Raw genomic sequence first — 12,970 nt, 5'->3', positions numbered from 1 at the left:
TCATCCTTCAAATAAATTTATGGCATCCCGTATAGAGATCACATCCCCAACCGTGGCGAGTGATGCGATCGAGATATCATGGGTTTCGGCACTAAAGGCGGCACACCCATCCTCTAATGTGATGGTGTGGAAATCACGCACATGCGCCTCTCGCACTGTTGATGCGACGCCGCCATTGGTAACAATTCCACAAACCATTAAGGTTGTGATCCCCGCGCGATTAAGCGCAAACTCCAAGCGCGATTGATAAAACGCCGAATAGGCTACCTTTTCGATCGTGATATCCGCAGGCTGAAGCTCATCGACCAAACTATGCCCCCACCCACCGGGCTTGAAATCACCCCGCGTGAGAAACGGCCTTAATTTTTTCAGATGCGTCGAGATAAAAGGCGCGCCTTGTTTTCCGGGCACCAAAGTAAACTGCGTGGAAACGATCCAACCGCCAGCGCTTCGTACAACATCGAGCAAAGGGCCAATCTTTTCGGGCAAAGCTGCAATCGCCGAACTAGAGGTTCCAGAGCGCCCATAAGCCCCTTCAGGGTGCAAAAAATCGTTCTGCAAATCGACGATAAGCACTGCCGTTTGCGAGGGAATAAATTCATGTTGAGACATTTAATCCTCCTCTGATTTCATAATAATATTACCAAAATCATCAACCTCTGCACTCAGACCAGGGTCGACGTAAATCGTTGCATCTGGCTGCACCAACAGCGCGGGGCCTAAAATTTTGCTGCCCTGAGGCAATAAAAGGCGGTCGTAAATACCCGCGTCATGCCAGGCACCATTTGCAAATATCTTTTGATCTGCCAAGTAACAGGCTGCAACGCTTTCAGCACGTTTTCCGCGTGCCAGCATTTTAATATCAATCTGCGGACGCTTCCCAATCACCGACAGGCGCAGGTTTAAAATTCGAATTGGGATTTGATCCAACAATCGGCTATAGGTTTTGAGATAGGTTGCCTCAAACGCGGCTCGGATAAGGTCCGGGCTTATGGGTTTATCGCTGGGGATTGGCACCGCAACAGCGTGGGTTTGCCCCATATAGAGCATATCCAATTCGATCACGCTTTCTGTTGCCACCAACTGCGCTTTTGATTTTTTGATGATCGAATGCCCCATCTGCGTCATCGCCTGGATCAGCCCACTTATCTCCTTGCAATTAAGGCCATCCAGCATCGTATTTAACGTGCGCACTTCATCATGGCGCAGGTCAGACATCACGCAACCCAAGGCCGAGTTTACGCCCGGGTAGCGGGGAATAACCGCCGCTGCTAAACCGATATCTTGCATAAGGGCCCCTGCATGAAGCGCCCCGCCGCCCCCGAAAGGCATGGCAGCAAATATTTTCGGATCATGACCGCGCTCAATCGAAATCAGCCGTATCGCGCCCGCCATTTTGGAATTGGCCACTTTAATAAGCGCTTCTGCGGTTTCTTCGACATCCATCCCCAATGGGTCAGCGATATGCGTTTTTATCGCGGCCACGGCGGCGTCACGATCCAAAGCCTCGAGCTTGTTGCCGATCGGTTTGCGCGCATCAATGCGGCCCAAAACCAAATTTGCATCTGTAACGGTGGGTCGTTCATTTCCCAAGCCATAGCACGCCGGACCGGGATCAGAGCCCGCGCTATCGGTTCCTATTTCAAGCAGGCCTGTTTCATCGATATGCGCGATTGAGCCGCCCCCTGCCCCAATCGTTGACATTTCAATCATCGGGGTTCGGATAACCATTCCAAAATCAATACTGGCTTGAGATGTCAGCATGTTTTGGCCATCGGCCACCAGCGATACATCAAATGACGTACCCCCCATATCGCAGGTAATCACATTTTCAAAACCAGCAGCCTTGGCAATTTGTCGCGCCGCCACAACACCTGCAGCAGGGCCCGACAGCGCCGTGCGCACCGGAAGCGCTTTGGCTGTATCAACCGACATAATCCCGCCATTAGACTGAACGATTAATATTTCAGAGCCAGCGTCATCCTCTGCAATGCGGGTTTCCAAACGCGCCAGATAATTGGCAACAACCGGCTGCAGATAGGCGTTCAAACTCGCCGTAGAGCAACGTTCAAATTCGCGAATTTCAGGAAGGATTTCTGTCGCCACACTGACATAATCATTGGGCCAAACCTGCCGCAAAATCCGTGCAGCTTTGGTTTCATTATCCGTATTTGCATAGCCATTGATAAAAAACAGACAGACAGAGTCACAACCTTGAGCAATCAAATCCTGCGCCGCCGCTTTAATTGAAGCTTCATCCACATCTTTCACAACCGTACCATTCGCCAAGGTACGTTCGGGCACTTCCAGACGGCATTTGCGTTCAATGACCGGCGTAAATTGCCCCCAAAGCCCCCAGGTTGAAGGGCGATCGCGCCGCCGCATTTCCAGAACGTCGCGAAACCCTTCGGTGGTTATGATGCCGGCCTTTGCCCCCTTGCGCTCTAACAAAGCGTTGGTTGCAACCGTGGTTCCGTGAATGATCGTGGATACAGAACTGAGATCATGATCGGTTGCCGCCAGAATACCGCTTAGAAATCCGTTGGATTGATCGCCCTTGGTAGAGGGAACCTTTTCAACTCTGACGGCGCCAGTCGCCTCATCAAGCGCCAACGTGTCGGTGAATGTGCCGCCAACATCGACACCAATAACGATTGATTTACTCATGATTTTTTTCCAGAAACGTAACCTTGCGCAAGATCATTGCGTATCAGCTCTTCAGGGCGCTCTTGCGCGTTACCATAGCCACCTCCACCCGGAGTTTCCAAACGAACCCGTTGACCTCTGCGCAGTTTCACGCCCGTGATTTTTGAGGCCAAAGGCGGCGTTTTATCGGGAAAAGCAGTCTCTTCATCAGCGCTTTGGTAAGCAAATTTATTCATCGCCCCAGCGCCTCCTCCAACGACTCCAGGAGGCGGGAATTTACCACGCTCGCCAAACAAAAACACCGTGGCACTTTCTTCCAGCAACTCAATTTCATAGATGGCTCCCAACCCGCCACGATGCTTCCCAACGCCGCCCGAATCCGGACGAAGCGCCCATTGCGTGAAGGCCACGGGATAGGCCGCTTCAAGGATTTCCAATGGCGGGATCGTTGCGGTTGAAATGGGCGCATTACCATGGTTCAGCCCATCTCCTTCTGGGTGCCCACCATGGCCACCGCCAAAAAACGAAAACATCACCCAACGCGCGCCGTTTGAGCGATGCCCCGCCATAGACAAGGCATTGATGGTTCCATAGGCGCAGCCATTCACCCGCTCGGGCGCAATATGCTCGAAAGCACAAAACAACACATCAATGAGGCGTAGGATGGTTTCCGTGTAGCCCCCAACAGGCTTTGGCGCTTTCACGCTTAAAAAACTATCTTCGGGTATGATAAACTCGACGGGCTGTAAAACGCCCGCATTCGCCGGCACATCGGTAAAGATGTGTTTCAATGCTACATAGGTTGCGGCAATCGTTGTTGATCGGGAAATATTCACTGGCCCTGCACAGGCCTGGCTCGAACGGCTGAAATCCACCGTGAGGCGTTCGCCATCAATGCTCAGATCAACCGCCAGTTTAAGCGCCACATCATGCACGCCATCATTGTCAAGAAAGTCTTCGACAGAGATCGTACCATTTGGCAAAGCCTGCAAATGGTCGCGCATCATACGATTTGCACGCGATTTAAGAAGGCCCAGCGCGGTTTGTATATCGGTTTCGCCATATTGATCAAGCAGGTCGTTCAACCGTTGATGGCCTAAATCAAGCGCATTGATTTGGCCGTTAAGATCTCCATAAAGTGAATTTGGCAAGCGCGAATTGGAGGAAAGAATATCCACAATATCTGTGTTCAAAACTCCGGCTGAAAAAAGTTTTACTGGGGGAATCAACATGCCTTCTTGAAAAGATTCCGTGGCTTCTGGATTGTAATTTCCAGGAACATTGCCGCCCACATCATGCCAATGCCCAACCGAAGCCAAATAACAAAAGACGGTTCCATTTCGATAGATCGGCTTGACCAGTCGAAAATCAGACAGATGCGTCCCCCCCTCATAAGGATCGTTGAAGATGAACACATCCCCATCGCTTAAATTACCATCGCGCGCAACTTTTTCGATCACCGCCTTGACCGCAAAAGCCATCACTCCAACAAAAATCGGTAGCCCAGACTTGCCTTGTACCAAGGTTTCACCGGTGATCGCATCGTAGATGCCATGGCTGGCATCATGCGCTTCAGCGATAATCGGGTTAAACGCAGATCGAAACAAAGTGGCATCCATCTCATCGGCGATTTGCTCAAGCCTGCCCTTCAAAATCGCAAGGGTGACCGGGTCTAAACTCATATCCGTCATAATATGTTCAAATATTCCCTTGATCTTCGTATTTGCGCCCGAGCTCAATCAGGTCTTTGGTGCCGAGTAAATCGTTCAGACCGTTAAAGTCGTGCATTTTATCTGAAAATTTCTGATTATTTCCATGGGTCAGCAAGCCAGTGTAATAGGCCTGCAAATGATGCGCAATCGCGCGCACAGCCCCGCCAGGAAATATGGCTATTTTATAACCGAGCTTTGCCAGTTCACTGGCGGAAGAAATCGGTGTTTTACCACCTTCGACCATATTGGCCAAAAGGGGGATCTGAGCTGAAAATTCTGCGCATATATGCTGCATTTCTTGAAGCGATTGGGGGGCTTCGACAAATAAGATATCGGCCCCCGCCTCTTTATAGGCCCAGGCGCGCTCAATCGCTTGGGCAAACCCCTCAACCGCGCGCGCATCCGTGCGTGCAATGATCAACGTCTCCTCACTGGCACGGGCGTCAAGCGCAGCCTGAATTTTCCCAACCATCTCTTGCGTTGAGACCAGTTTTTTCCCATCCAAATGGCCACATTTCTTTGGAAAAGACTGATCTTCAAGTTGAATCGCATGCGCGCCTGAACGCTCAAAACTACGCACCGTGCGCTGAACGTTCAACGCATTGCCAAAACCTGTATCTGCGTCGACAATTATCGGAATATTTATGCGATCGGTGATTGCGGCGATCGTGTCATTCACTTCAGAAACGCTGATCAGGCCAATATCAGAGGTTCCAAATCGCGTATATGCTAGGCTGGCCCCCGATAAATAAAGAGCCTGAGCGCCCGACTGGCTTGCGATCAAACCCGACAAAGCATCATACACACCTGGCGCAATGATCAGACCGTCTTTTTCAAGCGCGTCGCGCAAACTCATTGGCCGCTCTCCTCACGTTGAAACCGCTTCTCCAGATGTGGCACCAGACCACCATCCAAAATGAGGCGTTTCAAAAAGTCTGGTAAAGGGTTCAGCGGAATATTCGCGCCTCGCCCTTCTAGGCTCAATGTAGCCGCGTGAAAGTCAAAATCCACATCTGCTCCATCAACCAATTCTGGCAAACCCATAAGCGCTGCATCTATTACCAAGACAGGCAATCCCAAATTAATCGCATTTCGATAAAAAATACCCGCAAAACTGGGGGCAATAACCGCAGCTATCCCCAAATATTTCAAAACTTCAGCGGCTTGTTCACGCGAAGATCCAACCCCCATATTGGCATTGGCCAACATCACATCGCCAGGCCGTACAGAAGCGGCAAATTCAGGCCGCACCGCCTCAAGGCAATGGCGCGCCAGCTCTTCCAAGGGCTTTTTCATATAAAAGCCCGGCGCCAAAACATCCGTATCAATCGTTGTGTCAAACCGCCACAAGCGCGCCATCTATCCGCCCCCCATAACCTGTCTGGGGTCACTCAATCTGCCCGTGACGGCCGAAGCGGCGACCGTGTAAGGAGAGGCCAAATAAACTTGTGAACTCGGCGCGCCCATGCGGCCTTTAAAATTACGCGCCGTCGAAGATAGACAAACTTGGTTCTCTGCCAAACGATCTTCTCCATAGCCAGCGCAGATACCGCAGGAATTGGCTAAAAACTCGGCGCCAGCATCCTGCAAAATTTGCATTATTCCATCCTGCGCGGCGCGATTTTGATCGCGCAAACTGGCCGGCGCAACTTTCAACGTCACATTTTTTGCAATACGCCGCCCCTTTAAAACCTCTGCGGCTGCAGCCAGATCTACATATTTGGCACCCGTACAGGCCCCAATATAGGCCACATCAAAGGAAATATTACGAAAAGCATCTGCCGCATCAGCGTTTTCAGGGGAATGCGGAGCCGCAATTTGCGGCTCTAAACTGGCAGCATCAAATTGCATTACATTTTCAGCGCTTTCCGCCGCCTCTATCTGAAAATCGCGCCAATTTGCAGGCACCGTGCCACCCGCGGCCTGTACAAAAGCGACGGTAGCTTCATCTGGCGCAATTAAACCGGCTTGCGCACCCAGCTCTGCCGCCATGTTAGATAAGGTCATCCGCTCTTGCATAGAAAGCGCTTGAATGGTTTGCCCAGCATATTGGATGGCCTGATACCGCCCGCCCCCCATACCGATTTTACGACACATTGCCAGCATCATGTCTTTCGCCGTTACATAAGCGCTTAACTGATTGCGCCATGACATAAGGATCGTCTCTGGAACCTTGATCCAAATTTCGCCCGTTGCAAGCACCCCGGCCATTTCAGTCGCACCGATGCCAAACATATAGGCGCCAAAGGCGCCACCGGTGGGTGAATGGCTATCCCCCCCAACGCAGAAAAGCCCTGGAGCCAAATGCCCTCGCTCGGGCAGAACAACATGGCAAATGCCCTGCTCATCATAAAATTTATCTATAGATTGGTCTTGGACCCATTGTTTTGTCAAAGCTTGAATGGCTTGCGTTTCCGCATTATCCGCCGGCACATAATGATCCGTCACCACAACGATCTTATCTTTATCCCAAACCTGCCGCTGCAATCGATCTAAAATCGGTTTGACCCGCCGCGGACCGCCGGAATCGTGGATCATAGCCAGATCAACCTCGCAGATCACAACATCATCAACGCGCAGCTTTGACTGGCCAGAGGCCCTAGAAATAAGCGCTTTTGCTAAAGTATCCATTCAAACTGCCTATCACAAAATTGTCACATTGCTATAATCTTCTTTGGCCTTCTCGGCTGCTTACTATTAAGATACGGCGATTGCTCGGATTTCAACGGGCAAAAATACAAAGGAAGATGGAATGCCGCTTATAGAATGTACGTTGATCGAAGGCTATGATGCGCCGACGCGCCGTTTGGTTTGCGAACGAATAACCGATGCGGCCTGTTCTGCCATTGGGGCATCACCTGAATTTGTAATCGTAACGGTAAAAGAAGTTGCGCCCGAAAATTATATGCGCGGGCGCAGCCCCAAAAAGCCCGCCGCCGCGCCAAGACAGCCCGATCAAATTGTAAGGGCGTTTCTTGCGGCAATGGAAAAGCGCGCGCTGGATGAGGCAGTTGGCTGGCTGGCGGATGACGTCAAACTGATATTCCCAGGCGGGGTAAGTTTCAGCCATCCTGACCAAGTGGTGGCTTGGGCAAAAACGCGATATCAATCCGTTTCCAAAACAATAGAAAGCATGGAAACGGCTTTTGAAGGTGAAAGCGCATCCGTATTTTGCTTTGGAACGCTTCAAGGCACTTGGCTGAATGGCGAAAGCTTTGCGGGCATTCGTTTCATCGACCGGTTCGCCTTACGCGGTGGCAAAATTACAGAGCAGCAGGTCTGGAATGACTTAGCAGAGAACAAGCATCAACATTAGGGGCGCTAACGCAATGGCCGAGACAATTCTTCAGAAACGCGTGTTGGACTATTTTCGTGGTGTCGACCAAGAAGATTTGGCCCTTATATTAACAACATTATGCCAAGACTGTCTATTTTCGGTCGAAACGCATGGAATCGTGCTAAAAGGGCATCAAGAGATTAGCGGAATGTTCCAGCGGCTATGGTCCAAGCATGAATGGGTGCGCCATGACCAGTTTTCATTTGTAGAAAATGCAACGAATGCCGAAATTGCCACCCGGTTCAGAGTCACCAATATGCTAAAAACGGGTCAGCTGGTCTATAAATCCAACTGCAACTTTTTCACGCTTAAGGATGAAAAGTTTCACACTGTGCGCGTTTATATGGCCGGCGAAAACACGCTGAACCATGCTGATGCGGATTAGTGATTAAATTCACCGGCAGCGTCCATCATTGCCTGCACCATAGCATCGCGCGGTGCTGGCGATGTTGGATAGGCGCGCGCGCTTTGCATAAGCCCCAAACCCAGCAAGGTTTCCACCAGTTTATAAGTCAATGGGCCGGGATTGATCACCGGGATATCTAACGCATCAGCAAGATACGCATGGGCTTGATGCATTGTGGTTGACCCCAGCAAAATAACATCAGCGCCGTCTTGATCGATCGCTTGCTGCGCAGCAGACAATAATTTTGAAAAAATCTCTTCTTCTTTACCTTCTAATAAGGCTTGATTGTCCGGAGCCACGTCGATCGATCTTATCGAGGCCATTTGCGTCTGAAGACCCAAGTCTTTTGCCGTTTTTTGGTAAAGATGATCCCATTTTTTCCACATTGTCAGAATTGAAAACCGCCGCCCCAACATCAGGGCGGTTAACATGGAAGCCCGTCCGGGCCCGACAACCGGGATCGATAAAATCGAGCGTAACGCAGCCACTCCGGAATCGCTCATCGTATCCACGCAAACGGCATCAAACCCATCCTCTACAGCGCTTTGACCAGCTTCCAGAATTGCCACATCCGCAAGCACCATATCAGCCTCTGAAATATAGTTTTTAGGCGCAGCTTTCACCGCTTTGAATGTAAATGCCATTTGCTCAGACATTTGAACCGCTTCGAGCTGTTGTTTACGCAGGGCCAAATTGTCTTTTGACATTGGAAACGGAACAATCACCAAAATTTGCTTCATATATTCATACCACTGTGCAACTCTTCTACAGGCTTTACTCGATCTAGGACGCCACCAATGATATCGCTTGTCAATAGACGTCTGTTTATAACCGGGATGGGAAGTGGCATCGGCCTTGCCAGCGCGCGCCTTGCCAAAAGCCTTGGCGCGCATGTTTCAGGGACTGTTTTCAACAAGGCACAACGTGACGCAGTTGCGCCGATAGTCTCTGCTGATCACTGCTTTGAGCTGGACGTCACCGATCAAAACGCATTGCACAGCGCGATACGGCAAGCCGCAGAGGCATCCCAGGGCCTAGACGGGATTTTATCTTCAGCTGGTATGATTAAACTGCTGCGCAGCGAAGAGACCAGCCCGCCAGATTGGGCCCGCATTCTGGATGTGAATTTGAATGCGAGCTTTCAGCTTGCCAAATGCGCTATTCCCTATTTGCGCCAAAATAAAGCAAGCGCTATTGTTATGATCTCAAGTCAAATTGGCCTCGTCGGGCATAAAAATGCAGCGGCATATGCCGCCTCAAAATCTGCAATTAATGGTTTGGCCCGAGCGATGGCGCTTGAGCTTGCGCCAGATAACATACGCGTAAATGCCATTGCACCGGGCCCAATCGCAACCGATATGACAGCCGCGACGCGCGCCAACAAATCCCGCTTCGAAGCCTTGACGCAAGCAATACCTTTGGGCCGTTTTGGACGCGCCGAAGAAATCGCCAACCTGGCGGCATTTTTACTTTCCGACGCGGCCTCTTTCATAACCGGTCAGGTGATTGTGGCAGATGGCGGGTTCACCGCGCAATGACTTACAAGCCCAAATATGACCTTTTCAAATCACTGTTTTCGCGTAAGTCAGCAGCAGGGCCGGACATAGCGACCGTACCCTCTGCAATCACATAAGCCCGATTTGCAATCGCAAGCGATTGAATGACATTCTGCTCCACCAATATCACGGCGAGACCGCTTTCATTGATCTGTTTTATCAATGTGAACATCTGCTCCACCAATAAAGGAGAAAGGCCCAAAGATGGCTCATCCAATAGCAGCACGCGCGGCTCTCCCATCAGACCGCGCGCTATGGCAACCATCTGCTGTTCGCCCCCCGAAAGCGTACCCGCGGTTTGGAATAGGCGCTCTTTGAGTTTAGGGAAAACACCCAGAACCCGCTCAAGATTGCTGGCCCGATTGGGCTTGCCCCGGCGATAACTGCCTAATTCGAGGTTTTCTTTTACGGATAGGTTGGGAAATAACTTGCGCCCCTCGGGGACATGTATCAGGCCCATATCAACGATCTCAACCGGGTCGCGCCCCGAGATTAAAACATCATCGAAATAGATCGAACCAGAGCTTGGTTTGATCAAGCCCGAAAGTGTGTTGTTCAGAGTGGTTTTTCCAACACCATTGCTGCCTAGAACCGCGACAATTTCCCCCTCACCCACATCAAGCGTGATATCGCGCAACACCTGCAGCGGGCCGTAGCCTGCGTTTAAACCTTCAATCCTGATCATGCTGCACCCTCGCCAGCCATCGCCGCGGCCGCCCCATGGCCCAGATAGGCCTCAATAACGGTTGGGTTCGATGCCACCGATTCTGGCGTGCCCTGCGCAATCAGTTTTCCATCATTCAAAACATATGTTCTATCCGATAAGTTCACGACCGCTTTCATCACATGCTCGATTAAAAAAATCGTCACGCCTGTATCGCGAATACCCTTAATGACGTCGACAATTTCGTCTATCTCCGTCGGATTAAGGCCCGCCATAACCTCATCAAGCAGAAGCAGCTTTGGTTTGGTGGCTAAAGCCCGCGCCAGTTCCAGGCGTTTGCGGGCCGCAACGGTCAAACCATCTGCTTTTTGATGCAGTTGCGAGGCCATGCCAACAATGTCAGCCACGCGTTCCGCCTCACGTTGCGCTAAGGCTTTATCACCGGTTCGAGAATAGGCCCCAACCATAATATTCTCAAGCGTATTCAACGCCGCGAATGGCTGGGTAATTTGAAACGTTCGCACCATGCCTCTCTGGCAGATTTTATGCGGTTTCAGATTTAAAATCGACCGCCCATTCAGCTGCACGTCACCGCCATCGGGCTTCAAGAAACCTGCAATACTGGCGAATAATGTGGTTTTGCCTGCACCATTGGGCCCAATCAAAGATACGATCTCACCTTCAACCACCGATAAATCTACCTCGGAAACGGCGATCAAACCACCGAAGCGTTTTGTAAGTTGCTTTACCTCAAGCACCACCATCCTCCTTTTTGCCGCGGCTTCTGCGAAAAAGCCCTACCAAGCCGTTTGGAAGATACGAGATGATAAAAATCAAAATCACACCGTAAACGATCAGACTCAAACCCGGGGTGTCAATAAAATGCCGGGCAACTTCGTTCACAACATGCAACACAACTGATCCGATAAGCGGGCCAAACACCGTGCCCAGCCCCCCCACGATGCTTACAAGTAACATTTCAACCGATAAGGCGATAGAATAGGAAATTGGCGGGTCAAGATATAAATATTTCTGGGCATAAAATGTTCCCGCGGCGCCGCCCATACCCCCCATAATCATAATCGCATAGAGCTTGCATTTAAGCGTATCAATGCCCAAAGCTTCCGCGGCCTCTTCATTCTCCCGGATCGCAATAAGCTGCGCGCCAAAACGTGACCGTTCCAACCACAGGGCAATTGCCAAAGAAATCACCAATAAGAAAAGCGAGAAATAGTAAAACCCCGTGGGAGACACAAATTGCAAATTCATCAACCCGGGCGCATAGGTGAGGAAAAGCCCAACACCTCCGCCCGTAAATTCAACCGAATTTGCCAAAACGCGCAAAAGCTCGGCGAAAGCCAGCGTGATCAACGCAAAATACGAGCCGCGCAGGCCTGATCGGAAACTTAAATATCCGACCAGAAACCCTAAAAATGCCCCCATTAAAACCGCCACAAAAATACCAATAAGCGGCGGAATACCAAACGTGACCAGAAGAATGGAAGATGTATACGCCCCGGTTCCAAAGAACATGACACCACCAAAAGAAAACTGACCTGCATACCCCCCTAAAATATTCCAAGACTGCCCGATATAGGCGGTAAAGAAAATCAGCGTCAGAACATCGAGGTAAAATTTGCTCGAGATGCCAACTGGCGCAAGCGCCGCTGCCAGCAGAAGCAACCCGAACAGCAACGTATTTTTGGCGTTAAAACTCATGCCTTGCTCCCAAAAATACCTGTCGGTCTAAAAATTAGGATCAAAATAAAGATAAGAGAAATTCCAATCTGCCCAAGGCTTTCACCCAGAAGCAGCCCCCCTACAGATTCGGTTATTCCAATAATAAAACCGCCGAGCAAAGCCCCAACGATACTGCCCATACCCCCCAAAACAACGATGGTAAAAGCGATAATGACAAAGACGTTTCCGGTATAGGGGTCTACGTAGAAAATTGGCAGCAACATGCAACCGGCAGCGCCCAAACAGGCAATACCAATGCCGAATGTAACGGCAAAAACATGCTCGACATCTATCCCAACCAATCGGGCGCCCTCGCGCTGTTTCGCAACAGCGCGTATTGCCTTTCCCAAATCTGTGAGGGTCATCAACATCCAAAGCAATCCACAGATCACAAGCGAGGCAATGAAAGAAATCAGCTTGGGATATGACAAGTACAAGAACCCTAAATCGAGCGAGTCATAACTGTAAGAAAGGCTTATCGTTTGTTGATCACCCGTGAAGAAAAACAACGCTGCGTTTTCAAGTATAATCGATAAACCCAGCGTGATCAGCAGGATATTTTGATCTTTGCCGCCGGAAAGCTTCCCGATTCCCCATCGATAAATGACATAGCCAAAAATAAAGCTCGCCGGCGTCACAATAAGGATCGCCACGTAAGGATCGATATTCAAGATTTTAAACAGAAAATAAGCGGAATACAGCGCCAGCATCAACATCGCACCATGGGCGAAGTTAATAATGTGCAGCACACCGTAAATCAGCGTTAAGCCCAAAGCGACCAGCGCGTAAATAGCGCCAAACATAAACCCATTGATGATGCCTGCTGGAAGCAGTGAAAGACTGGTTGATAACATCTAATTTCTTTGCTCGATGACGGTTTGTTGTGGGGGGGCAGCCTTTAATTCACAA

At 50.3% G+C, this 12,970-nt stretch carries 14 protein-coding genes; 3 read left to right on the top strand and 11 right to left on the bottom strand.

Annotated features, from left to right (window positions below; genetic code table 11):
* Genes UM181_07455 through UM181_07430 form a run of 6 tightly spaced genes read right to left on the bottom strand, consistent with a single transcriptional unit; the run spans position 1 to position 6,989 of the window.
* The gene (locus UM181_07455; protein ID WQC64433.1) at positions 1–612 is read right to left on the bottom strand and encodes a cysteine hydrolase; all 612 of its coding nucleotides are present in this window, start codon (positions 610–612) and stop codon (positions 1–3) included.
* On the bottom strand, positions 613–2,667 hold the full coding sequence (locus UM181_07450; GenBank protein WQC64432.1) for a hydantoinase/oxoprolinase family protein: 2,055 nt from the start codon (positions 2,665–2,667) through the stop codon (positions 613–615).
* On the bottom strand, positions 2,664–4,328 hold the full coding sequence (locus UM181_07445) for a hydantoinase B/oxoprolinase family protein (GenBank protein ID WQC64717.1): 1,665 nt from the start codon (positions 4,326–4,328) through the stop codon (positions 2,664–2,666). Before UM181_07445 ends, UM181_07450 begins: the two co-directional genes overlap by 4 nt.
* 16 nt (positions 4,329–4,344) lie before the next feature.
* Positions 4,345–5,214: an isocitrate lyase/PEP mutase family protein gene (locus tag UM181_07440; GenBank protein ID WQC64431.1), complete on the bottom strand. Its 870-nt coding sequence runs from the start codon at positions 5,212–5,214 to the stop codon at positions 4,345–4,347.
* Entirely contained in the window at positions 5,211–5,717 is a 507-nt protein-coding gene (locus UM181_07435) for a 3-isopropylmalate dehydratase (GenBank protein WQC64430.1), read from the bottom strand. The genes UM181_07440 and UM181_07435 overlap by 4 nt, the downstream gene beginning before the upstream one ends.
* A complete protein-coding gene (locus tag UM181_07430; protein ID WQC64429.1) occupies positions 5,718–6,989 on the bottom strand; it encodes a 3-isopropylmalate dehydratase large subunit in 1,272 nt (423 codons plus the stop codon).
* A gap of 121 nt (positions 6,990–7,110) precedes the next feature.
* Here UM181_07430 and UM181_07425 point away from each other — a divergent pair, with 121 nt between their 5' ends.
* Together UM181_07425 and UM181_07420 are read left to right on the top strand one after the other, a co-directional pair.
* On the top strand, positions 7,111–7,674 hold the full coding sequence (locus UM181_07425; protein WQC64428.1) for a tautomerase family protein: 564 nt from the start codon (positions 7,111–7,113) through the stop codon (positions 7,672–7,674).
* Between the two features lie 13 nt (positions 7,675–7,687).
* Positions 7,688–8,080, top strand: a complete 393-nt coding sequence (locus UM181_07420; protein ID WQC64427.1) for a hypothetical protein — start codon at positions 7,688–7,690, stop codon at positions 8,078–8,080.
* On the opposite strand, the gene UM181_07415 is transcribed toward UM181_07420, so the two are convergent.
* Positions 8,077–8,841: an aspartate/glutamate racemase family protein gene (locus UM181_07415; GenBank protein WQC64426.1), complete on the bottom strand. Its 765-nt coding sequence runs from the start codon at positions 8,839–8,841 to the stop codon at positions 8,077–8,079. The genes UM181_07420 and UM181_07415 overlap by 4 nt on opposite strands.
* A gap of 57 nt (positions 8,842–8,898) precedes the next feature.
* Here UM181_07415 and UM181_07410 point away from each other — a divergent pair, with 57 nt between their 5' ends.
* Positions 8,899–9,639, top strand: coding sequence for an SDR family oxidoreductase (locus UM181_07410; protein WQC64425.1), 741 nt, complete (start codon positions 8,899–8,901; stop codon positions 9,637–9,639).
* A gap of 1 nt (position 9,640) precedes the next feature.
* Here UM181_07410 and UM181_07405 read toward each other — a convergent pair whose 3' ends face one another.
* The 4 genes from UM181_07405 to UM181_07390 are packed head-to-tail and all read right to left on the bottom strand — an operon-like array spanning position 9,641 to position 12,915.
* Positions 9,641–10,342, bottom strand: coding sequence for an ABC transporter ATP-binding protein (locus UM181_07405; GenBank protein ID WQC64424.1), 702 nt, complete (start codon positions 10,340–10,342; stop codon positions 9,641–9,643).
* A complete protein-coding gene (locus UM181_07400; protein WQC64423.1) occupies positions 10,339–11,079 on the bottom strand; it encodes an ABC transporter ATP-binding protein in 741 nt (246 codons plus the stop codon). The genes UM181_07405 and UM181_07400 overlap by 4 nt, the downstream gene beginning before the upstream one ends.
* Positions 11,072–12,040, bottom strand: coding sequence for a branched-chain amino acid ABC transporter permease (locus UM181_07395; protein ID WQC64422.1), 969 nt, complete (start codon positions 12,038–12,040; stop codon positions 11,072–11,074). The genes UM181_07400 and UM181_07395 overlap by 8 nt, the downstream gene beginning before the upstream one ends.
* Entirely contained in the window at positions 12,037–12,915 is an 879-nt protein-coding gene (locus tag UM181_07390; GenBank protein WQC64421.1) for a branched-chain amino acid ABC transporter permease, read from the bottom strand. Before UM181_07390 ends, UM181_07395 begins: the two co-directional genes overlap by 4 nt.
* Between the last annotated feature and the right edge of the window lie 55 nt (positions 12,916–12,970).

It is taken from the genome of Alphaproteobacteria bacterium US3C007 (genome assembly GCA_034423775.1).
Taxonomy (GTDB): Bacteria; Pseudomonadota; Alphaproteobacteria; order Rhodobacterales; family Rhodobacteraceae; genus Thalassovivens; species Thalassovivens spotae.
Note: the sequence above shows the minus strand (reverse complement) of the source record. Positions and strands in the feature narration are given on the sequence as shown.

Coding starts and splice junctions, on each gene's coding strand:
- UM181_07390 (WQC64421.1), bottom strand. CDS start 12,915: ATGTTATCAACCAGTCTTTCACTGCTTCCAGCAGGCATCATCAATGGG.
- UM181_07410 (WQC64425.1), top strand. CDS start 8,899: ATGATATCGCTTGTCAATAGACGTCTGTTTATAACCGGGATGGGAAGT.
- UM181_07435 (WQC64430.1), bottom strand. CDS start 5,717: ATGGCGCGCTTGTGGCGGTTTGACACAACGATTGATACGGATGTTTTG.
- UM181_07405 (WQC64424.1), bottom strand. CDS start 10,342: ATGATCAGGATTGAAGGTTTAAACGCAGGCTACGGCCCGCTGCAGGTG.
- UM181_07430 (WQC64429.1), bottom strand. CDS start 6,989: ATGGATACTTTAGCAAAAGCGCTTATTTCTAGGGCCTCTGGCCAGTCA.
- UM181_07455 (WQC64433.1), bottom strand. CDS start 612: ATGTCTCAACATGAATTTATTCCCTCGCAAACGGCAGTGCTTATCGTC.
- UM181_07415 (WQC64426.1), bottom strand. CDS start 8,841: ATGAAGCAAATTTTGGTGATTGTTCCGTTTCCAATGTCAAAAGACAAT.
- UM181_07445 (WQC64717.1), bottom strand. CDS start 4,328: ATGAGTTTAGACCCGGTCACCCTTGCGATTTTGAAGGGCAGGCTTGAG.
- UM181_07395 (WQC64422.1), bottom strand. CDS start 12,040: ATGAGTTTTAACGCCAAAAATACGTTGCTGTTCGGGTTGCTTCTGCTG.
- UM181_07420 (WQC64427.1), top strand. CDS start 7,688: ATGGCCGAGACAATTCTTCAGAAACGCGTGTTGGACTATTTTCGTGGT.
- UM181_07425 (WQC64428.1), top strand. CDS start 7,111: ATGCCGCTTATAGAATGTACGTTGATCGAAGGCTATGATGCGCCGACG.
- UM181_07450 (WQC64432.1), bottom strand. CDS start 2,667: ATGAGTAAATCAATCGTTATTGGTGTCGATGTTGGCGGCACATTCACC.
- UM181_07440 (WQC64431.1), bottom strand. CDS start 5,214: ATGAGTTTGCGCGACGCGCTTGAAAAAGACGGTCTGATCATTGCGCCA.